This window comes from Actinomadura sp. J1-007 (genome assembly GCF_009793335.1).
Classification (GTDB): Bacteria; Actinomycetota; Actinomycetes; order Streptosporangiales; family Streptosporangiaceae; genus Spirillospora; species Spirillospora yumaensis.
In genome coordinates this window covers 1,560,222-1,580,316 of record NZ_WING01000001.1, presented here as the reverse complement: position 1 = coordinate 1,580,316, position 20,095 = coordinate 1,560,222, and the positions used below count along the sequence as shown (strand labels likewise).

The 20,095-nt window shown below is 72.2% G+C and carries 18 protein-coding genes; 8 read left to right on the top strand and 10 right to left on the bottom strand.

Features of this window, described 5'->3' with window-relative positions:
• Positions 1-125: 125 nt before the first annotated feature.
• On the top strand, positions 126-1,640 hold the full coding sequence (locus GEV43_RS07150; RefSeq protein ID WP_206681438.1) for a polyamine aminopropyltransferase: 1,515 nt from the start codon (positions 126-128) through the stop codon (positions 1,638-1,640).
• Here GEV43_RS07150 and GEV43_RS07145 read toward each other — a convergent pair.
• From GEV43_RS07145 to GEV43_RS07130, 4 genes are all read right to left on the bottom strand, one after another.
• Positions 1,619-3,070 carry an APC family permease gene (locus tag GEV43_RS07145; protein ID WP_206681086.1) on the bottom strand — a complete coding sequence of 484 codons (1,452 nt, stop codon included), beginning with the start codon at positions 3,068-3,070 and terminating at the stop codon, positions 1,619-1,621. The two genes, GEV43_RS07150 and GEV43_RS07145, sit on opposite strands and share 22 nt — an antisense overlap.
• Positions 3,071-3,151: 81 nt before the next feature.
• The gene (locus tag GEV43_RS07140) at positions 3,152-4,342 is read right to left on the bottom strand and encodes an alanine racemase (RefSeq protein ID WP_160819995.1); all 1,191 of its coding nucleotides are present in this window, start codon (positions 4,340-4,342) and stop codon (positions 3,152-3,154) included.
• Positions 4,320-5,510, bottom strand: a complete 1,191-nt coding sequence (locus tag GEV43_RS07135; RefSeq protein ID WP_160819994.1) for an ROK family transcriptional regulator — start codon at positions 5,508-5,510, stop codon at positions 4,320-4,322. The genes GEV43_RS07140 and GEV43_RS07135 overlap by 23 nt, the downstream gene beginning before the upstream one ends.
• Positions 5,511-5,601: 91 nt before the next feature.
• Positions 5,602-6,306, bottom strand: a complete 705-nt coding sequence (locus GEV43_RS07130; protein ID WP_160819993.1) for a MerR family transcriptional regulator — start codon at positions 6,304-6,306, stop codon at positions 5,602-5,604.
• Between the two features lie 78 nt (positions 6,307-6,384).
• Between GEV43_RS07130 and GEV43_RS07125 the strand changes: the two genes are divergently transcribed.
• Positions 6,385-7,527, top strand: a complete 1,143-nt coding sequence (locus tag GEV43_RS07125; RefSeq protein WP_160819992.1) for an acyl-CoA dehydrogenase family protein — start codon at positions 6,385-6,387, stop codon at positions 7,525-7,527.
• A 12-nt stretch (positions 7,528-7,539) separates the two neighbouring features.
• Here GEV43_RS07125 and GEV43_RS07120 read toward each other — a convergent pair whose 3' ends face one another.
• Complete coding sequence (locus tag GEV43_RS07120; RefSeq protein ID WP_160819991.1) at positions 7,540-8,412, bottom strand: alpha/beta fold hydrolase; 873 nt, start codon at positions 8,410-8,412, stop codon at positions 7,540-7,542.
• A 124-nt stretch (positions 8,413-8,536) separates the two neighbouring features.
• The gene (locus GEV43_RS07115) at positions 8,537-8,902 is read right to left on the bottom strand and encodes an ATP-binding protein (RefSeq protein ID WP_160819990.1); all 366 of its coding nucleotides are present in this window, start codon (positions 8,900-8,902) and stop codon (positions 8,537-8,539) included.
• 151 nt (positions 8,903-9,053) lie between these two features.
• Between GEV43_RS07115 and GEV43_RS07110 the strand changes: the two genes are divergently transcribed.
• The 3 genes from GEV43_RS07110 (at position 9,054) to GEV43_RS07100 (ending at position 10,888) form a co-directional block, all read left to right on the top strand.
• Complete coding sequence (locus GEV43_RS07110; protein ID WP_160819989.1) at positions 9,054-9,881, top strand: helix-turn-helix transcriptional regulator; 828 nt, start codon at positions 9,054-9,056, stop codon at positions 9,879-9,881.
• Positions 9,865-10,053, top strand: a complete 189-nt coding sequence (locus GEV43_RS07105) for a DUF397 domain-containing protein (RefSeq protein ID WP_160819988.1) — start codon at positions 9,865-9,867, stop codon at positions 10,051-10,053. Before GEV43_RS07110 ends, GEV43_RS07105 begins: the two co-directional genes overlap by 17 nt.
• 490 nt (positions 10,054-10,543) lie before the next feature.
• Positions 10,544-10,888 (top strand): hypothetical protein, encoded by a 345-nt coding sequence (locus tag GEV43_RS07100; RefSeq protein ID WP_160819987.1) that lies wholly within the window; start codon positions 10,544-10,546, stop codon positions 10,886-10,888.
• 462 nt (positions 10,889-11,350) lie between these two features.
• Here GEV43_RS07100 and GEV43_RS54635 read toward each other — a convergent pair whose 3' ends face one another.
• The gene (locus tag GEV43_RS54635; protein ID WP_160819986.1) at positions 11,351-15,460 is read right to left on the bottom strand and encodes an AAA family ATPase; all 4,110 of its coding nucleotides are present in this window, start codon (positions 15,458-15,460) and stop codon (positions 11,351-11,353) included.
• Between the two features lie 234 nt (positions 15,461-15,694).
• Here GEV43_RS54635 and GEV43_RS07090 point away from each other — a divergent pair, with 234 nt between their 5' ends.
• The gene (locus GEV43_RS07090; protein ID WP_160819985.1) at positions 15,695-15,997 is read left to right on the top strand and encodes a hypothetical protein; all 303 of its coding nucleotides are present in this window, start codon (positions 15,695-15,697) and stop codon (positions 15,995-15,997) included.
• Positions 15,998-16,123: 126 nt separating this feature from the next.
• On the opposite strand, the gene GEV43_RS07085 is transcribed toward GEV43_RS07090, so the two are convergent.
• Positions 16,124-17,008, bottom strand: a complete 885-nt coding sequence (locus GEV43_RS07085) for a hypothetical protein (protein WP_309239502.1) — start codon at positions 17,006-17,008, stop codon at positions 16,124-16,126.
• A 44-nt stretch (positions 17,009-17,052) separates the two neighbouring features.
• On the opposite strand from GEV43_RS07085, the gene GEV43_RS07080 reads away from it, so the two are divergent.
• On the top strand, positions 17,053-17,889 hold the full coding sequence (locus GEV43_RS07080; RefSeq protein WP_160819984.1) for a 2,3,4,5-tetrahydropyridine-2,6-dicarboxylate N-succinyltransferase: 837 nt from the start codon (positions 17,053-17,055) through the stop codon (positions 17,887-17,889).
• A 58-nt stretch (positions 17,890-17,947) separates the two neighbouring features.
• On the opposite strand, the gene GEV43_RS07075 is transcribed toward GEV43_RS07080, so the two are convergent.
• Positions 17,948-18,727: an SDR family oxidoreductase gene (locus GEV43_RS07075; protein ID WP_160819983.1), complete on the bottom strand. Its 780-nt coding sequence runs from the start codon at positions 18,725-18,727 to the stop codon at positions 17,948-17,950.
• An 81-nt stretch (positions 18,728-18,808) separates the two neighbouring features.
• Between GEV43_RS07075 and GEV43_RS07070 the strand changes: the two genes are divergently transcribed.
• On the top strand, positions 18,809-19,417 hold the full coding sequence (locus GEV43_RS07070; RefSeq protein ID WP_160819982.1) for a TetR/AcrR family transcriptional regulator: 609 nt from the start codon (positions 18,809-18,811) through the stop codon (positions 19,415-19,417).
• Between the two features lie 27 nt (positions 19,418-19,444).
• On the opposite strand, the gene GEV43_RS49600 is transcribed toward GEV43_RS07070, so the two are convergent.
• Positions 19,445-19,843, bottom strand: coding sequence for a 4'-phosphopantetheinyl transferase superfamily protein (locus tag GEV43_RS49600; protein WP_309239501.1), 399 nt, complete (start codon positions 19,841-19,843; stop codon positions 19,445-19,447).
• Positions 19,844-20,095 lie beyond the last annotated feature (252 nt).

The window sequence follows — 20,095 nt, the reverse complement described above, 5'->3', positions numbered from 1 at the left end:
CCGCGGAAGCGACGGACGCGAAGCACGACCCGAAGGACGCGAAGCACGACCCGGCGGACAAGGCGGCCGCGGAGGACGGCGGCGAGGCCGCGCCGCTGAGCGTGCCCGCGCGCGCCGCCCGCGCGATGGTGCTGGCGGCGGTGTTCGCGTGCGCCGCGTGCGGGCTGGTGTACGAGCTGGCGCTCGTCGCGCTCGGCAGCTACCTGGTCGGCAACTCGGTCACGCAGGCGTCGATCGTGCTGTCGGTGATGGTGTTCGCGATGGGCGTCGGGTCGCTGGCCGCCAAGCCGCTCCAGGGCCGCCCCGTCGCGGCGTTCGCGATCGTGGAGGGCGCGCTCGCGCTGGCGGGCGGGCTGTCGGTGCTCGCGCTGTACGCGGCGTTCGCCTGGCTCGACCTGTACGTGCCGGTGCTGGTGGCCGTCGCGTTCACGGTCGGGGCGCTGATCGGCGCGGAGATCCCGCTGCTGATGACGCTGCTCCAGAAGATCCGCAGGCAGGACGCGGGCAGCGCGGTCGCCGACCTGTTCGCCGCCGACTACGTCGGGGCGCTGATCGGCGGGCTGGCGTTCCCGTTCCTGCTGCTGCCGGTGTTCGGGCACGTCAAGGGCGCGCTGCTGGTCGGCGTGGTCAACGCGGTCGCCGGGATCGCCGTCGTGCTGTGGCTGTTCCGGCGGCGGCTCGGGCGCGCGACCCGGGCCGGGCTGTGGACGGGCATGGCCGCCGTGCTCGCCGTCCTCTGCACGACGTACGCGCTCGCGGACGGGTTCGAGGTGTCGGCGCGGCAGGCCCTCTACCGCGACCCGATCGCGTTCTCCACCCGGACGCCGTACCAGGAGATCGTGATCACCAGGAAGGTCGCGCTGTCGGGCCGTCCCGACGTGCGGCTGTTCCTGAACGGCGACCTCCAGTTCTCGTCGGTGGACGAGTACCGCTACCACGAGGCGCTCGTCCACCCCGCGCTCGCGGGCGCGCGCGGCAGGGTGCTCGTCCTCGGCGGCGGCGACGGCCTCGCGCTGCGCGAGGTGCTGCGCTATCCGGACGTCCGCGCCGTCACGCTCGTGGAGCTCGACCCCGAGATGCTGCGCCTCGCCCGCACGTACGGCGACATCGCGGCCCTCAACCGGCACGCGTTCTCCGACCCGCGCGTGCGGGCGGTGACCGCCGACGCGTTCTCCTGGCTGCGCGACCTGGACCAGCGGTACGACTCCGTCATCGTCGACATGCCCGACCCGGACGACGTGTCGACCGCCAAGCTCTACTCCGTCGAGTTCTACGGCCTGGTGAAGCGGGCCCTCGCGCCCGGCGGGCGGATGGTCGTCCAGTCGGGCTCGCCGTACTTCGCGCCGAAGTCGTTCTGGTCGATCGAGAAGTCGATCGCCGCCGCCGGGTTCGCGACGACCCCGTACCACGTGGACGTGCCGAGCTTCGGCGACTGGGGCTACACCCTCGCCGCGCCCGGCGCCGCGCGCCCGGAGCTGTCGCTCGCCCCGGGCGCGCCCCCGACGCGCTTCCTCGACGCCGACGTCCTGCGCGCCGCCGCCGTCTTCGGCAAGGACCTGCGCCACCGCGACGTGGACGTCAACACCCTCGACCACCCGCGCCTCGTCCAGTACGAGGATCAGGAGTGGCGCGACGCCTGAGCCGCCGCGCCCGCGGTGCCGTCCGTCCCGTCTCCGTCCTCGTCGTCCGCGAAGACGCGGCCCATCGCGCCGAGCAGGCGCGGGCGGTTGCGGACGATCCAGGCCAGGTAGCCGATCCCGGCGGCGAGCCACACCACGATCAGCGCCAGCGCGACGCGGTTCGGGCCGGTCGGCAGCGGGACGAGCTGCCCGTAGATCGGCAGCAGCAGCAGGACGGCGGCGACGGCGGGCACCGCGCCGTGCTTGAGCACCGAGAACTCGGCCCGGTGCTCGCGCAGGTAGAAGCGGATCAGCGAGACGCTGATCGAGATGTAGATGACGACCATCGCGACGCCGACGATCTGCCCGGCGAAGCCGTACATCCCGAGCGGCTCGATCCACACGCCGCCGACCAGCGCGGCGGCCATCGAGAACACCATGTAGCAGGCGAGCGCGGCCTGCGGCACCTGGCCGTGCCCGACGGTGCCGAGCCGGCGCGGGATCAGCCCCTCGCGGCCCATCGCGAAGATCACCCGGACCTGGGCGGTGACGCCGGAGATCAGGTTGGCGAACTGGCTGTTCAGCACGGTCAGCGCGAGCAGCCAGCCGACGCCCCAGTACTTGTGCATCAGCGTCGTCCACGGCTCGGCGTCGGTCGCCAGGGCCTTGTGGTCGCCGAACCCGACGGCCGCCGACCAGCCCGCGAGCACGTAGAACAGGCCGATGCCGAGCACCGCGGTGAACAGCGCGATCGGGATCGCGCGGCGCGCCGAGCGGGCCTCCTCGCCGAGCGTCCCCGCCGACTCGAAGCCGATGAACATCAGGATGCCCCACAGCATCCCCTTGCCGAGCCCGGAGATCCCGTCGTGCGCGGAGCCGGGGCTGAACGGCGCGAGCGTCACGCCGTCCGCGCCGCCCTTGCCGAGGATCATCGCGAACAGCGCCAGCAGCACGCCGATCTCCAGCACCAGGAACACCAGCGCGGTCTTGGCCGACTGCGAGACGCCGAGCGCGCTGATGCCCCAGACGACCGCGCCGAACAGCACCGTGAACACCCACCACGGAACGTTCCAGTCGAACTCGGTCCTGAAGAAGTCGGCGGTGAACGAGCCGATCGCCGACAGCAGCATCGGCCCGACCATCCCGTACGCCAGCAGCAGCAGCCACCCGGACACGAACCCGCCGCGCTGCCCGAACCCGTGGGTGTTGAAGGTGTAGGCGAAGCCCGCCGTCGGCAGCTTGCGCGCGAACGAGGCGATCACCGACGCCACCAGCAGGCAGACGACCATCGCGAGCAGGATGGCGAGCGGCAGCGCGTAGCCGGCCGCCGCCGCGGCGAGCGGCGTGTTGAAGAACACGCTCGTCGCCGGGCCCATGAAGGCCATCGATATGACCGCCGCGCCGACGGCGCTGAGCGCGCCCTTGCGCAGGCCGGAGGTCTGCTGTTCCATTGCGTTCTCCTTGAGCGGTGCCCTCGCGGGCGAGGGGGGTTCCCGGCGCGCGGCCCCGGACGGGACTCGCGGCCAGGGGGCTTACGCGACCCCGTCGGCCGGGCGGGCTTCCACGTCGTAGACCCCCCGGAGGTCGAGCGTCCCGGTGCGGACGCCCGCCACGGCCTGCGTACGCCCCCGCGTCACGAAGACCTGCGGCCGGAAGCAGAACACGACCGAGTCGCCCACCCGGACCCCGCGCGCCCGCGCGCCCGGGATCCGGCAGTAGTAGTGGATGGCGCCGGCGTCGGCGGTCTCCACGTCGAGGACACCGGCGTCCCCGTCCCGTCCGACGATCGCGGTGAGCCGGTAGTCGCCCAGCACCTTGTCGACGTAGTAGCCCGCCGCGAAGGCGTACGCGTCGTCCCCGTCGAAGTGCGATACCTCCGACACGTAGACGATCGCGGGCACCTCCGGCTGGCCTTCGTCGAACAGGTGCAGCGGCGTGGTGCCGTGCAGGCCGTTGCCGGGCTCGACGTGCGTCGCGCCGAGCCGCGCCTGCTCGGCGAACGTGCCCGCCGACGTCGTGCCGGGCGCGTTCACCTGCGTGATCTCGAAGCCCGCCGCGCGGAGCCGTTCGGCCGCGCCGGTCAGCGTGGCGAAGTTGCGGGTGGCCTTGACCGTGCGGGTCGCGGCGTCGGCGAGCATGCACGGGAAGTTGGTCACCCCGGCGACCCGCAGATTCCCGACCGCCTCGACCTGCGCCGCGGCCTTCTCGATCTCCCCGGCCGGGAACCCGCCGGCGTGGCCGAAGTAGTAGGTGTCCTCGGGGCCGCGCACGCGCAGCAGCACGTCCTGGACACGGCCCGCGCGGCGGGCGGCGGCCCCGATCCGCGCGGCGATCTCGGTGTTGAAGACGGTCACGACCTCGGGCTCGGCGGCGACCACCGCGTCCTGCGCGCCCCGGTGCGGCTGCACGAGGTGCCCGACGTGCCCGATCCTCGTCCCGGACCGCCGTACGGCCTCCATGCCCTGGACGTCCACGGCGACGGCCCGGTCGATGCCCGCCGCCGCGATCGTGCGCAGCGCGTCCGGGTTGCGGCCGAACTGCTTGGACATCACGTACAGCTCCAGGCCGTGCCGTTCCGCCTCGGCGACCTCGGCCGCGGCGTTGGCGGCGAGGGCGTCGAGGTCGAGCAGGTAGGTGTTGGCGCGGACCCGCCCCTCCTGGTGCAGCCGTACGGCCGCCGAGGCGAGACCGGGGTTGGTGTCACGCAGGCGACGCAGGAACATGCGGGTCCTCCTTGGTGAGGTGCTTCAGCACGGTCGTGGCCACGCCGCCGAGATCGGGCAGCGCGACGTCCATGCCCTGGTAGACGGCCTGGAGCGCGGTGACCCACGAGCCGATCGCGCCCGCCGGGTCGCCGAGCGCGGACGGCCGCAGCAGCGGCGGGCGCGGGGTGACCTCCGCCAGCGCCGCGCGCAGCCCCGGCAGCCACGGGCCGAACGCGGGCGCGACGCCGCCGCCGAGGACGACCACCTCCGGCTCGTACGCCACCGTCACCGCGGTCAGCAGCACGCCGAGCGCCTCGCGCGCCTCGTCCAGCACGGCGCGCAGCCCGGTGCCCGCGCCGTTCGCGGCGGCGGCGAAGATCTCGGCGGCGTCCCCGACGGCGTGGCCGCGCTCGCGGGCCCGCCGCACCATGCCGCCGCCGGAGATCGCGTCCTCCAGCGTCCCCGCGCCGTGCGGCAGCACGCCGAACTCGCCGACGCCCCCCGTACGGCCCGGCAGCGGGCGGCCGTCCAGGTGCACCGCCGCGCCGAGCCCGGTCCCGGCCGCGACCAGCACGGCCGTGCCGTGGCCCCGGGCCGCGCCCGCGGTGACCTCGCCGCGCAGCGCGGCGTTGACGTCGTTGTCGAACGCGAGGACGCCGGTCAGCAGGCCGTCCAGCGCCTCGCGCAGCGCGGTGCCCTCAAGCTGCGGCAAGTTGGGGACGGTGCGCACCGCGCCCGTTCCCGGGTGGACGGCCCCGGGCAGCCCGATCGCCGTCGCGCTCGGGGCGGTGTCGCCGGTCAGCGCGCCGATGTGCCCGGCCAGCCAGGCCGCGATCCCCGCCGCGTCGCGGTCGTGCGGCGTGGACTCCCGGGCCCACGCCCGGACCCGCCCGCCGAGGTCGGTGACCAGGAACCGGGTGTGCGTTCCGCCGAGGTCGACGCCGCAGACCACCCGGTCCTCGCCCGCCAGCCGCAGCGCGAGCGCCTGCCTGCCGGGCCCGCCGCCGGACATCGGGCCGCCCTCGCGCACCAGCCCGTCGTGCATCAGCTCGTCCACGACCCGCGAGACCGTCGCCTTGCTCAGCCCGGTCGCGCGGCCGATCGCGACGCGGGTCGCGGCGCCGAGGGCGAGCAGGTGCCCGAGGACCGCGGCCCGGTTGGCCCGCCGCGCGTCGCTGCTCTCCACCGCGCCCCCTTTGGTTTCACCCTGAAACAAATTGCGTGTGAGCTGGTATATCTCCAGCGAGACACCGGTGTCAAGGAAGCGTTAAGAAGGCTCAGCCGCGGGGCACCGTACGCCGGATCGCCCGGTCCACCGCCCGCTCGAACGAGGTCACCAGCGACTGGAGCATCAGCGGCTTCAGCTTCGCCGCCAGCTCCAGCAGCCGCTCGCGCTCCTCCGGCGGACGCCCGCGCTCGCGGTACGGGCGCACGACGGTGTCCTGGAAGACGTCCTGCAACTCCTCCGCGAGCGCCGTCGTGTGCCGTTCGACGGCCTCGTGCGAGGCGATCAGCGTGTCCAGCGGCATCGGCAGCCCGGCCAGCTCCGCGCTCACCCCGAGCAGCGCCGGGCTGAGCACGCGGACCCGCCCGTCCGGCAGCGCCTCCGCCACGCCGAGCGCGCCGAGCCGCGCGAGCGCCTCGTCGTCCAGATGCCGCCCCGCGCGGCGGTCCAGCTCGTGCCGGTCCAGGTCCTCGGGCCGTTCGGGGGCCCAGGGCGACAGCAGCGCCCGCTGGAGGGCCAGGTCCTCCGGCGAGGCGTCCAGCGGGATCCGGCGCAGGTGCTTCTCAACGGCGGCCAGGGTGAGCCCGAGCGACTGGAGCTCGCGCACCAGCTCCAGCCGGGCGAGGTGCTCGGGCCCGTACAGCCCCGTCCGCCCCCGCAGCCTGGGCGGGGGCAGCAGCCCGCGGCCCGCGTAGAAGCGCACGGTGCGCACCGTGACGCCCGCGCGCCCGGCCAGCTCGTCGACCGTCATCTCCATGGGCTCTCCCGCTACGTGACAGTGCCAGTGTTACATTAACCCTGTATCAGCACGTACTTACGCAAGGGAGCCCGCCGGATGGCACGAGCGATCTTCACCGAGGAGCACGAGGCGTTCCGCGAGATGGTGCGGTCCTTCATCGAGAAGGAGATCGCCCCGCACCACGAGCAGTGGGAGAAGGACGGCGTCGTCTCCCGCGACGTCTGGCTCGCCGCCGGCCGCCAGGGCCTGCTCGGCATCGACATGCCCGAGGAGTACGGGGGCGGCGGCAACCCCGACTACCGCTACTACGTGGTCCTGAACGAGGAGTTCGCCAAGGCGGGCGTGCACGGCCCCGGCTTCTCCGTCCACAACGACATCAACGGCGGCTACCTGCGCCAGCTCTGCACCCCGGAGCAGAAGGCCCGCTGGTTCCCCGGCTACTGCTCCGGCGAGCTGATCACCGGCATCGCGATGACCGAGCCCGCCGCGGGCTCCGACCTCCAGGGCATCAAGTCCACCGCGATCAAGGACGGCGACCACTACGTCCTGAACGGCTCCAAGACGTTCATCTCCAACGGCATCCTCTCCGACCTGGTCATCGTCGTCGCCAAGACCGACCCGTCCGCCGGCGCCAAGGGCGTCAGCCTCCTCGCCGTCGAGCGCGGCATGGAGGGCTTCGAGCGCGGCCGCAACCTCGACAAGGTCGGCATGCACGCCCAGGACACCGCCGAGCTGTTCTTCGACAACGTCCGCGTGCCCAAGGAGAACCTCCTCGGCGAGGAGGGCATGGGCTTCATCTACCTCATGCAGAACCTCGCCCGCGAACGCCTGTCGATCGGCGTCACCGCCCAGGCCGCCGCCGAGTCGGCGTTCGAGCAGACCCTGGAGTACTGCAAGACCCGCGAGGCGTTCGGCCGCCCGATCGGCAAGTTCCAGTACAACCGCTTCACCCTCGCCGAGATGAAGACCGAACTCACCGTCACCCGCTCGTTCACCGACGAGTGCGTGGTCAAGGAGAGCAAGGGCGAACTCACGGTAGACGAGGCCGCCATGCTCAAATACTGGAACACCGAACTCCTGAAGCGCGTCGTAGACCGCTGCCTCCAACTCCACGGCGGCTACGGCTACATGATGGAATACCCCATCGCCAAGGCCTACCAGGACGTCCGCATCCAGACCATCTTCGGCGGCACCACAGAAATCATGAAAGAAATCATCGGCCGCAGCCTCGGCGTCTAGACCGCTTCCCGGTCAGCGGTCGAAGTGATCGCGCAGGAGCTCGGCCACTTCGTCGGGGGCCTGTTCCGGGATCCAGTGCCCGATACCGGTCAGCGTGCGGGAGGTGTACGGACCGGTCACGAATCTGGGCGTGAGCTCGGCCCCCGTGCGGCCCAGCGCCGGGTCCCCGTCGCTGTTGACGAACAGTGTCGGGACGGCGACCCGGGCCAGCCGCCCCGGCGGGTTGAGGGGCATCGCCCGGTACCAGTTGAGGGCCGGGGTGAGCGCCCCCGAGTCGAGGAGGTCCGCCGTCCTCGCGGCGCTGGCCTCGGTCTGGCCGCTGGCCACCAGCCCGGCGATGACGCGTGACCTCGCCCCGCGGCTGATCCCGCGCACGAGTAGCTCGGGCAGCCAGGGAACCTGGAACAAGAACATGTACCAGGACATCAGGATCTGGCGGCTGGTGAAGAGCGCCCGCATGAACGCCGCGGGGTGCGGGACGGACAGCGCGGTCACTGTGGCCACCGCATCCGGCCGGGTGGCCGCGAGCGTCCAGGCGACGACCGCGCCCCAGTCGTGGCCGACGACGTGCACCTTGCGGCCGCCGAGCCCGGCCTCCTCGATGAGGGCGAGGACGTCCTCGACGAGTTCGGACAGGCGATAGGCGTATCTTCCGCGCGGGCGGGCCCGAGGTGAATATCCGCGCTGGTCGGGCGCCAGCGTGCGATATCCCGAGGTGTGCAGCAGCGGTGCGAGCCGTTCCCAGCAACGCGCCGTCTGAGGAAAGCCGTGCAGCAGCACCACAACGTCCCCGTCGAGCGGACCCTGGTCGGCGACGTCGAATATCAAACCGAGACGCTCGAACGACGAGATCCGCCGCCCTCCGACATTGTGCTGCGCAGTCACGGGCGCCCCTCTTCCGGTCGCCGTCGATGGCACTTCGACGGTCCAACCCAATGTAATCGCCGATTACATCCTTTCTCGGGACGTGTGTCAATGGGGCGACGCGGAAGCGGTGACCGTGCATCGTTCAGATGGGCATGAGGGCCCAGACGATCTTTCCTTCGCCGGTGGCGGAGGGGCGGGTGCCGGCTTCTTTGGCGTAGGCCGTGATGATGGTGAGGCCGCGGCCGTTCTCAGCCGTTTCGTGGGCGCGTCGGTGGACGGGAAGGGCGGGGGACGGGTCCCAGCACTCCAGCAGGGGCGCTTGGTCTTGGACGGTGCAGCGGAGGCGGATCTGGCGGCCTTGGGCGGCGGCGACCGCGTTGGTGACGATCTCGCTCATCACGAGTGCGGAGTCGTGGATGAGGGCGCGGCCGTAGCCCCACCGGGTGAGGGCATCGCGGACGAGTTCCCGGGCCAGGACGACCGAGGGCGGTTCGGCCGGCAGCGTCAATCGGACCTCGGGGATGACATGAACCGGGGCTGGCGTCTTCTGATCATTCATGAGGGCCGTCCTGGAGTCGGTGGAACGTGCCCTCACTCTCAGTGCATGGGGGTTAACGTGTAGTGGATTGAAGCCCGGACAATACACCTGTAGGTGAGCGATGAGTGTTCGAGAGTCGATCGACCCGAAGTCTTCGCTGTGGGCCTGGCTGGCCTTTGACCTGTGGTTTTACCGGACCCAGCGGGGCCTCTCACTCGCGCAGACCGCCATGATCGTCCAAGTGACGCGGGGGACTGTATCCAACTGGGAGGCGGGACGTCTGCGGCCTCGTGACACGTACATGAAACGACTGGACGAGAAGTGGAACACCGGCGGCCACTTCGAGCGGCTGCACATGTTCGCCTGCAACGGCCACGACCCCGACTGGTACAAGCAGTACTTGCAGTACGAGCGGGCGGCGACGAACATCGAGATCTACCACGGCAAGACCATCCCCGCCGTTCTACAGACCGAGGCGTATACCCGGGCTCTCGTCGCCGACAGCGAACATGGGATAGATGTCGCCAAGGAGATCGACGCGCGGCTGAAGCGCCAGGAGATTCTGGCCAGGGATGATCCGCCCTACCTGTGGGTCCTTCTTGACCAGGAGGTTCTTGAGTGCGCCGTGGGCGGCCCTGACGTGATGCGGGAACAACTCGCCTATCTGGTCGAAGTCGGAAGACTTCCCCGGGTGACCATCCGTATCATTCCAAGATCGGCAGGGCGTCATCCCGGACATGATGGGGCGATCCAGATCCTCCGGGTAAGCTCGCGGGAAGTGGCCTATGTCGGGGCGCAGCTTGGCGGACGGCTCATCGAGGGCGGAGACGAGACCGCGGCGCTCGCGCTTCGATTCGCGCAGATCGGGGCCGTCGCTCTGTCGAAGAACGACTCCCGAAGTTGGATCGAGAAGACGATGAGGGCATACGCGAGTGATCAATTGGCGTAAGAGTTCCCACAGTGGCGGCGACAGCGATCCGGCCTGTGTGGAGCTAGCGAGGTTGGCTGGTCAGGTCTGGGTTCGGGATTCCAAGGATCCGGAGGGTGGTCGGCTCCAGTTTGGGCGGGCGTCGTTCGCCGGGTTGCTGGTGCGCGTGAAGCGCGGCGACCTCGGCCTTTAGCGAGTCGATCCCCGCCCGAGCCTGTCGAGGGCGCCCAACGGATGAATGGCGCGCAGCCACAGAAGCAGGCCGAAGATCCAGAGGGATCGAACGGAGCGTTTCAGTGCGAACCGTTGGAGGAGGGCTACCGACTCTAGGAAAACATCGCTGACGCACCTGCACCGTCCAGTGGAGTTAATTTGCCCGGAGGTATGGAACCCCCGAAGCGGAGCCGATAGTTCGGATCGGTTGCTGATGGGTTCTCCCACCAAAGACGTACAGTCTAACTACTGGGATTGGTGACAACGATTCAGGGCGGAGATTCGTCAAGAAGGCATGATGTCGCGAGAGGGGAGTGGCCAAGAAGGTAAGCGCCATCGCGGTAGTCCTACGCAGCCTTTGTGGATCGATGTACCGGTGACATGATATCTCCTCATGGCGATGGGAGTCCTGCTCCGCTACCGGGGTGCATCTCGCAATCGGGATTTACCGAGTGGAATGGAGACACTGGATGACTCGGGCCGGCGCAGTGGCGCAGCGTCACCTGACACTGTTCAACGAGTGCGTGCACAGTGGGGACTTCTCGGCTCTCCTCGCAGAGTTCGCCCAAGATGCCGTGCTCAAATTCGAGAACGTACCCGGAGCGGGAACTCTGGAGTTCCAGGGACTTCAGGCCATCACCACGGCATATGAGCAGCAGCCGCCGGACGACCAGATCGACAGCACCGCCGAGGCGTTCGAAGAAGGCGAGAGCATCGTGGTTCCGTTCGCATGGCGCGCGGACAGCAGTACAGGGGTCATGCGGTTGACCTACGCCGATGGTCGTCTCGCCCAGATGGTCGTGATCTTCGACTAGGCCGTGGGTTCGGCTGCCGTCTACTGGTGCGTGGTCAGGCCGGTGTGGCCAGGCCCATGAGCTTGCCGCAGCGCCGGATCGCGGCTTCGTCTCCCGCGATCGTCAGGCGGCCGGTCGCCACTGCGTCGAACGGCGACAGCAACTCGGCGCCGATTCGAACGAAGCTCCGCGCATCTGTGGACGCCACAATGACGGGTGCGTTCGCCGGCCCCCGGTGGGCTGTGGCCTCTCATCCTGAACGCGAATGTGGAAGACCTCGTTGTCGACCCGGAACTCGTACGACTCGTCGAGAGACGGATCGGGTCTGCCGTGGATCATGGCCTGTACCGGGCGTTCGAGCGGGCGTCGTTCGCTGGGCTGCTGGTGCGGGAGAAGCGCGGCTAGCTCGGCCTTTAGCGAGTCGATCTCGGCCCGAGTCTGTCGAGTTGAGGGCGTCTGCCGGTACTTCACCCAAGAACTCGGTCAGGGGATTGTTAGGGCTAGGACGCCTTCGGTTAGGCCGATTATCAGGTGGTCGTCTACGTGGGTCAGGGCCAGGGCTCGGCTGTGGACGGGGATCGTCATGACGAGCTTGGAGCGTTCGGGGTCCCAGATGCGGACGGCCTCGTCGGTGCCCGCGGACGCCAGGTAGGTGGGGCCGTCCGGGCGGGGGACGGTGCAGATCGACTTGATCTCGCCGGTGTGGCCGGTGAGGGTGCAGCGTTCGGCGCCGGTCAAAGGGTCCCAGATTCGTACGGTCGCGTCGTCTCCGGCTGTCGCGAGGAGGGGGGCGCCGGTGGGGGTCGGCAGTGCGCACAGGGTGCTGACCCAGCCGTCGTGGCCCCGGAGGACGCGGTGCTCGCCGGTTGAGAGGTCCCAGATGCGGATCGTGCGGTCGTCGCCTGCTGAGGCGAGGAGGGACTGGCCGTCCGGGTGGGGGAGGGCGCACAGGGCGTTCACCCAGCCTCCGTGACCTCGCAGGACCGTGCGGATGCCTGAGTCGGGGTCCCAGATCCGTACGGTCGCGTCGGTGCCCGCGCTGGCCAGGCGGAGGGGCGGCCCTGGGAGTGCGCACACCGCGTTCACCCAGCCTTCGTGGCCGGTGAGGACGCGCGGGGCCTCTTCGCCTGGACTCCAGATGCGGATCTTGGTGTCGGTGCCGCCGCTGGCGAGGAGCGCGTCGCCGCTGGGCGTTGGTAGCGGGCATACCGCGCGTACCTCGCTCCAGTGGCCGGTGAGGATGCGCTGGACGGTGCCCTGGCGGGGGTCCCAGATCCGTACGGTGCCGTCGTCGCTCGCCGTCGCCAGGAGGGCGTCACCGTCGCGGCGGGGGAGCGGGCAGGCGGAGCGGAGCCAGTTGTGGTGCACTGACTCGGGTACCGGTTCGGGCGTGGGCGGGACCCGTGTCTCGCCGTGCGGAGCCCAGATCCGTACGGTCGCGTCCGCGCTGGCCGTCACCAGGAAAGCGGAGCCGTCGGGCTGGTGCAGCGCGCACACCTGGTTGACCCGCTCGTTGTGGCCGCTCAGCGTCTGCGGTGTGGAGTCGGTGCTGCTGTCCCAGAGCAGTACGGCCGGGTCGTCGCCCGCGACGGCGAGGCGCGTGCCGCCGAACGAGCCCGCGAACTGGCACAGCCCGTTCAGCGACCGGGTGCTGCCCGTACGGGCGTAGGGGAACATGCCGGTCGTCGGGTCCCAGAGCCGCACCGCCCCGGTGTCGTCGGCCATGGCCAGGCGGCCGACGCCGTCGCGCAGCGCCAGCGGGCACAGCGCCCTGACCGCGCCGCGCATCACCCCGGCCAGTTCGTGGTGGCGGACGCCGGTGTACGGGTCCCAGATCCGTACGGACGAGTCGTCGCCCGCGGTGGCCAGCAGGGCCGTGCCGGCCCACGGCATCGGGCATACCGCTCGCACCGGGCCCGCGTGCGCCATCAGCGTGCGTTCGAGCGCGCCGGTGCCGGGGTCCCAGACGCGGACGGTTCCGTCGTGGCCCGCGCTGACCAGCGACGGCGGGCCGTCGGAGGCGGGGGGAGCGCACAGCGCGTATACCGGGCCGATGTGGCCACGAAGGATGTGGTGGGTCGCGCCGGTGTCAGGGTCCGAGATGCGTACGGTCGCGTCGTCGCCCGCGGTTGCGAGTAACACTGTTTCGTCCGGCCAGAGCACGGCGGACACCGCGTACACCGGGCCGGTGTGGCCGGTGAGGACGCGGTGGGTCGCGCCGGTGTCAGGGTCCCAGACGCGGACGGTGCCGTCGTCGCCCGCCGTCGCGAGCAGGACCGTGCCGTCCGGCCAGGGGACGGGGCACACCGCGTTCACGCCGCCGTCGTGGCCGCGCAGCACGCCGATCTCCGAACGGCCCGACGTGACCGCCCACGCGGCGCGGTACGGCAGGGCCGCGCCGGGCGGCTCCAGGTCGCGCAGGCCGGCGTCGGACCGCGCCTCCATCGCCTCCGTCACGGTCAGCATGGCGGCGCGTTCGCCCGGCCCGGCCTTGAGCGCCTGCGGCGTCAGTCTCAGGAGCCGGGCGCGCGCCCGCGCCGTCGGAGACGTCGCGCGGCGCGACGCCGCCAGCAGCCGCGTGAGGTCGGCGTGCGCGATGTAGAGCCCGTCGGCGAGGACGTCGTCCATCGCGTCGCCCGCCGCCGCGTGGACCGGCAGCGAGCGCAGCAGGTAGCCGGGGACGCCGCGCCACGACCGGGCCGCGCCGAAGTCGAGGAACGCCCGGGTCAGGCACCACTGGTCGACGCGCGGCTGCGCGCGCTCGGTGCGGGCCGCGAGCAGCACGTCGTTCAGCGCCTGGTGGAACAGCCGGTACAGCGGCTCGCCGTCCTCGCCGCCCGACTCGACCAGGAAGTTGGCCGCCGAGGAACGGGCGAAGCCGTTCAGGTCCCGCGCGGGCAGGTCCGTGCCGTACAGCGCGTGCACCGCCGTACGCCACAGGTCGGGCGAGAACCCGGGCGCCTCGGCGAACGCCAGCGCGGTCAGCAGGTCGGACGCCGGGACGCCCCGCACGGGCGGCACCCGTTCGAGGAACGCCCGCAGCGCGTCGTCGACCTTCCCGACGAACGACAACTCCGCCGGATCGACGGCCCGGTCGTCGTAGAGGCCGTGGCTGCGCGCGACCAGGCCCGCGACCAGGAAGTTCCGGTCGGACAGGGCCGCGATCCGCGCCGCGACCGGGCCCGCCACCGCGTCGTCCTCGTACGGGTTGCCGGACCGTTCCGAGCCGCGGAGCTGCAACGTCGTCAGCGCGTACGCCGCCAGGTCGTCCAGCGCGAACATCTCCGGCCGGTCGAGGTCGAGCAGCGCCGCCGCCGGGCCGAACGCCCGCAGCAGGCTGCCCGTGTCGTCGTGGCGCCGCGTTCCGACGACGACGCGGACGCCGGGGCAGGTCTGGGCGAGCGGCAGCGCGATGCCCGACACGATCCGGCGGGCCTCGGCCGCCGTGGTCGCCTCGTCCAGCGCGTCCACGATGACGTTGAACCGGCGCGGGCGCTCGGTCAGCGCCTCGGCGACGTCGGGCGCGAGGTCGTCCACCCGCGCGGGCGGACGGGCGGACGCGGCGCGGGCGATCTCGCGCGCCACCTCCAGCGCGCTCTTGCCCTTGGCGTGCACCGCGCAGTGCACGGACCCCGGCGTCGCGCGCACCGCGCCGTCCTCGGGGAGCCGCGCCCGCAGCGCCCGGTCGGCGGTCGTGACGATCCGGCCCAGCACCGCCGACTTGCCGACGCCCGGCGAGCCCGTCACCACCAGCGCGCGCCGGTCGGGCGCGTCGCCGTCCAGCCACGCGACCAGCTCGGTCAGCGCGCGGGTCCGGCCCTGGAAGCGGTACCCGCGCTCGCTGTCGACCGTGACGCCCCGCGCCCGGGGGCTCCAGTGCCGCGCCGTCTCCGGATCGCCCTCCAGGCTCCAGCCGGCCGCGGGCGCGTCCCGCTCGCGCTTGAGTCCCCACGACGACAGCGCGACCTCGTCGGCGTCGCCGACCGTCCACTCGGTGAGCAGGTGCAGCTTCTGGTCGGGGAAGCACCGGTCGGCGCGGTGCAGCGTCACCGCCTCCCCGTCGCCGTGCTCGTTCGCGCCGACGACCACGGCGATGACCGCGCCCGCCTCCGGCGACCACACCCCGGCGCCGCGGAAGCCGTCCTCCAGCCGGTACGGCGAGGACCGGTCGGCGTCCAGCCGGACGAACCCGTGCCCGAGGTCGATGCCGATCCGGCCCCGCGCGTCGTTCCCGCGCGGGCTCGCGGCCGGGAACCCGAACGCCCACCACCGGCCCGCGACGAGGCTCGCGGGGCTGTGCGTGCGCAGCGGCGCGGGCGCGACCGCCGCCGGCTCCTCCAGGACCAGCAGCGCCAGCTCGTACCGCCCGTCCGAACGGACCACGTCCGCGACCCGGTACCGCCGGTCGTCGTCGTCCTCCGCCTTGGGGAACTCCACCCACAGCGGCCCCGTCCTCGCCACCCGCGCGGACGTGAGCAGCCGCCGGTCGTCCAGCAGGACGGCCGACCCCAGCCACGCGACCTCGTCGAAGACCACGGCCGCCCACGCGCTGTCGCCCGGATACGGCGAGCCGTCGTGCTCGTGAGCCTCCACACCCGTCTCCCCGCACGTCCCCGGACGCCGCCGTCCACCGGCGCCCGCCGGACCCATCCTCGCGACGCCCGCGGCCCCCGGCCTCCTTTCCCCCACAGTGACCGCTCCCGGACGTCCGCGGAACGCCTCCCACCCGGCCGCAACGGGCCCCAGAGGCTTTCGTCCAGGCCGGACGGCGCCGCACGGCAAGGCGGTACGGTGACTCGCACGGCAGCACGCACGGAGGAAGATTCGATGATGGTGGTCAGCACCGGGCGCCCCTGGGAAGTGCGCTACACCTGGTCGACCGGGCTCAACGGCGTCGAACGCTTCCCCACCTCCGAACGCGCCCTCCGCTTCTGGAGCGAGCTGCTGAAGCGGGCCTCCCCGCCCCTCTCGGTCACGGTCACCGCCGAGAACACCGACACTCACGAGACGCTGCCGGCCCCTCTCGTCGCCAAGAACTGCGGCACCTGCGACGGCGCGGGCGGATGGACGGACATCAAGACCGACAGATGGGTCACCTGCTCCCGCTGCAACGGCACCGGCCAGGAGTAACCGGCCGGAAGCGCCCGCCCGGGGCCCGTTCCCGCAGACGCCTGAATGAATGTGCGCGGATGCCTCTGTCAGCGTGCGCAGGCGCGGTCGGGCCCATCCCGGCCACGCCGCTCCGCGCGGGGCGGGTCAGCGGAGGATGACGCGGTCGGTGGGGGCCTTGGTGTCGGGGGTCCAGCCGTCGTGGCCGGCATCGGCCTTCCAGTGCTTGCCGGCGTAGCGGACCTCGGCGAGGCCGTACGGCTGGGCGTGGGCGACGGCCCAGGAGGCGACGGCCCAGCCCGAGCGGCGGGTGGTGACGCGCAGGGCGTCGGTGGGGGCGGGGGAGGCGGTGCCGCCGGCCAGGAGCTGGGGGCCGTCGAGCTGGAGCCGGCCGCCGAAGGCGCGGCGCAGCTCGCGGACGGCCTCGGCGCGGCGCGGGGCCGTGCGCTCGTCGGGCGGGTACCAGCAGCGGGCGGCGGCCGGGTCGCGGCCGGTGAAGACGCGGGCGAGCAGCTCGCCGTCGTCCTCGTGCTGGGCGTACGCGTTGCCGTCGGCGCTGCGCTGCACGATCTGCGCGGCGTCGTGCAGGTCGCGGTCGAGGTAGTCCTTGACCTTGACCAGCGCGTCGTAGAACTTGCTGGTCGCCTGGACGGGGTCGCGGAGCTTCTCCGGGGTGCCCCAGCCCTGCGAGGGGCGCTGCTGGAACATGCCGACCGAGTCGCGGTCGCCGCCCGGCAGGTTGCGGATGTGCGACTCCTGCATGGCGGTCGCGTAGGCGATCACCGCGGCCCGTTCGGGGAGCTGCTTGCGGAACGCGACGGCGGCGATGGTGGAGGCGTTGGCGGCCTGTTCGAGGTCCAGCGGCATCTTGCCGAGCGAGGAGCGGATCTCGCACCCCGAGCCGTGCAGATAGGGGCGGGCGCGGTCGAACGCGACATAGCCGCCGACGCCCAGGAGCAGCACGGCGACCGACCCGGCGGCGGCCCAGCGCCACCGCCGGCCGTGCCCCTTCACCCTCGACCAAGCAGCCACGCGATGACCGTACCGGGAGATGGCCCCCAGTAAGCTCAAGGGCCATGACCGAAACGTTCACCAGCCCGATCTCCAGCGCCATCGACGAGCTGTGGGAGCGGCGCGCGGAGCTCAGCCCGGACGACACGGGCGCGCGCGGCGCCATCGTCGCCGCCGTCGACCAGATCGACTCGGGAGAGGCCCGGGTCGCGCTCATCGACCCCTCGTCCGACGAGGTGGTGGTGGACGAGCGCGCCAAGCGCGCCATCCTGCTGAGCTTCAAGGTGCTCGGCATGGTGCGCTCGCAGGTCGGCGACTTCCAGTACCACGACCGCATCCCGCTGAAGAGCCGCCTCGACGGTGTGCGCGTCGTGCCCGGCGCGATCGCCCGCTGGGGCGCGTACCTGGCGCCGGGCGTGGTGCTGATGCCGTCGTTCACCAACATCGGCGCCTACGTCGACTCCGGCACGATGGTCGACACGTGGGCGACGGTCGGCTCGTGCGCGCAGATCGGCAAGAACGTGCACCTGAGCGGCGGCGTCGGCATCGGCGGCGTGCTGGAGCCGCCGAACGCCAAGCCCGTGGTCATCGAGGACGAGGCGATGATCGGCAGCCGTTCGATGATCGTCGAGGGCGCGCGGGTCGGCCGGGGCGCGGTCGTCGGGTCGGGCACCAACCTGTCGGCGTCCATGCCGGTGATCGACGTGGAGACCGGCGAGGAGATCAGCCGGGGCCGCATCCCCGACTGGTGCGTCGCGGTCGGCGGCACCCGGACCAAGGAGTTCAAGGGCGGCACGTTCGGGCTCCCGGCCGTGCTGATCCTCAAGCGGCTGGAGGAGGGGCAGCGGCACGACAAGGCGTCGCTGAACGACATCCTGCGCGACCACGGCGTCAACACCTGAGCCGCGCGCATGCGCCTTGAGCGCCCCCGGCCCCGCCAGGGCCGGGGGCGCTCGGCGTTCAGACGGGGAGGGAGAGGCCGAGGAACGAGCCGCCCGTCGCGTCGATCGTCTGCGCGGTGACCCAGCGGGCGCCGTCCGAGGCGAGGTAGGCGACGATGTCGGCGATGTCGTCCGGCTGCCCGACCCGGCCGAACGCCGAGTAGGACGCGGCCTCGGCCCGCTTGGCGGGGTCGTCGAGCCAGGAGTTCATGTCGGTCTCGACGATGCCGGGGGACACCGCGTTGACGGTGATGCCGCGCGGTCCGAGCTCGTGCGCGAGGGTCAGCGTGAGGGTCTCCAGCGCGCCCTTGGTCATCGCGTACGCGCCGATCGCCGGGGACGCGATGCGGGTGGAGCCGGTCGAGACGTTGACGATCCGGCCGCCGTCGCGCAGGCGCGGCAGCGCCAGCTTGATGACGAAGAACGGCGCCTTGGCGTTGACCGCGAAGACCCGGTCGAACGCCTCCTCGTCCACGTCGGCGATCGGCGCGGCGAGGCTCACCGCCGCGTTGTTGACCAGGATGTCCAGGCCCGGCTCGGCGCCCGCGGCGGCGAGGCCCGCGTCGAACGCGGCCCACAGCGCCTCGGCGTCGCCGGGGACGCCCAGCTCGGCGCCGACCGCGAACGCCCGCCCGCCCTCCGCCTCGATCGCCGCCACCGTCTCCTTCGCGGCCGCCTCGTTCGAGCCGTAGTGGACGGCGACGAGCGCCCCGTCCGCCGCGAGCCGGCGCGAGATGCCCGCGCCGATGCCCCGGCTGCCGCCCGTGACCAGTGCCGTCCTGCCGTCGAGCGTGCCCATGGCCGCGCCCACCTTTCTCTAGTGATCGCTACAGAAAGGAACCGTAGCACATAATCTAGCGATCGCTATATAATTCGTTCCATGGCGACGAGACAGCGCGGCAGGCCGAGGGCCTTCGACCGGGACGCGGCCCTGGACAGCGCGACGCGGCTGTTCTGGGAGCGCGGCTACGAGGCGACCTCCGTCGCCGACCTGACCAGGGCGATGGGCATCGGCACGCCCAGCCTGTACGCGGCGTTCGGCGACAAGCGGGCGCTGTTCAGGGAGGCCGTGGCGGGCTACGCGGGCCGCTACGGCGACTTCACGCGGCGCGCGATGGAGGAGGAGCCCACCGCGCGGGCCGCCGCGGCGCGGCTGCTGCGCGAGGCCGCCGCCGAGTACACCGAGCCGGGCCGCCCGCGCGGCTGCCTGGTGATCACGGCCGCGACCAACTGCTCGCCCGCGTCCGCCGAGGTCGAGGAGGAACTGCGGGCGATCCGCAACGGCAACGTCGAGGCGTTCGAGCGCAAGATCCAGCACGACGTGGACGAGGGGGTCCTGCCCGCGGACGCCGACGCCCGCGTGCTGGCGCGCCTCCTCGGCGCCGTTCTCCAGGGCCTCTCCCAGCAGGCGCGCGACGGCGCGTCCCGCGCGGACCTGGAGGCCGTGGCCGACACCGTCATGCGCGCCTGGCCCGCCGAGACCCGCTGACCCGCCCGCGCGAACGCGGGCCCGGCCTCAGGGCAGCAGGGACGGCTCGTACGGAGTGATCTTGAGGGTGCGGGTGGTCAGGGCGGCGAGCGCGGCGGCGTAGCCCTCGCCCGCGTCCAGGTCGGCCAGCCGGACGGCCGGGACGGCGGCGTCGTGGTCCCAGGCCAGCACCTCGGCGGGCTCTCCGGGCGCCGACACGTGGACGGCCGACATCGGCGCGGCCAGCCCGTGCCCGGTGGCCTTCAGCAGCGCCTCCTTGCGGCTCCAGTACGCGTGGAACGCGGTCCGGCGGCCCGCGGGCGGCAGCGCCGCGAGCACGTCGCGCTCGGCGGGCGTGAGCACCATGTCGCCGATGGCGTCGATGTCGCGGTCGCTCTCGCGCTCGACGTCCACGCCGAGCTCGACGCCCTCGGCCAGCGCCAGCACGACCCGTTCGCCCGAGTGGGACAGCGAGAACGACCACCGCGACCCGGCGAGGCGGGGCTTGCCGTGGTCGCCGCCGCAGTGCTCGCACCGCGTGCCGAACGCGATCTCGGCGGGGGCAGCCCGGTCGCCTCCGCCAGCGCCCGCCGGGCCAGCGCGCGGCCCGTGACGAACCGGGCCTTGTCCTCGGCCCGCATGAAGCGCTCGTAGCGTTCCCGCTCGCGCCCGTCGAGCATGGCGCGCAGCCCCGCCCCG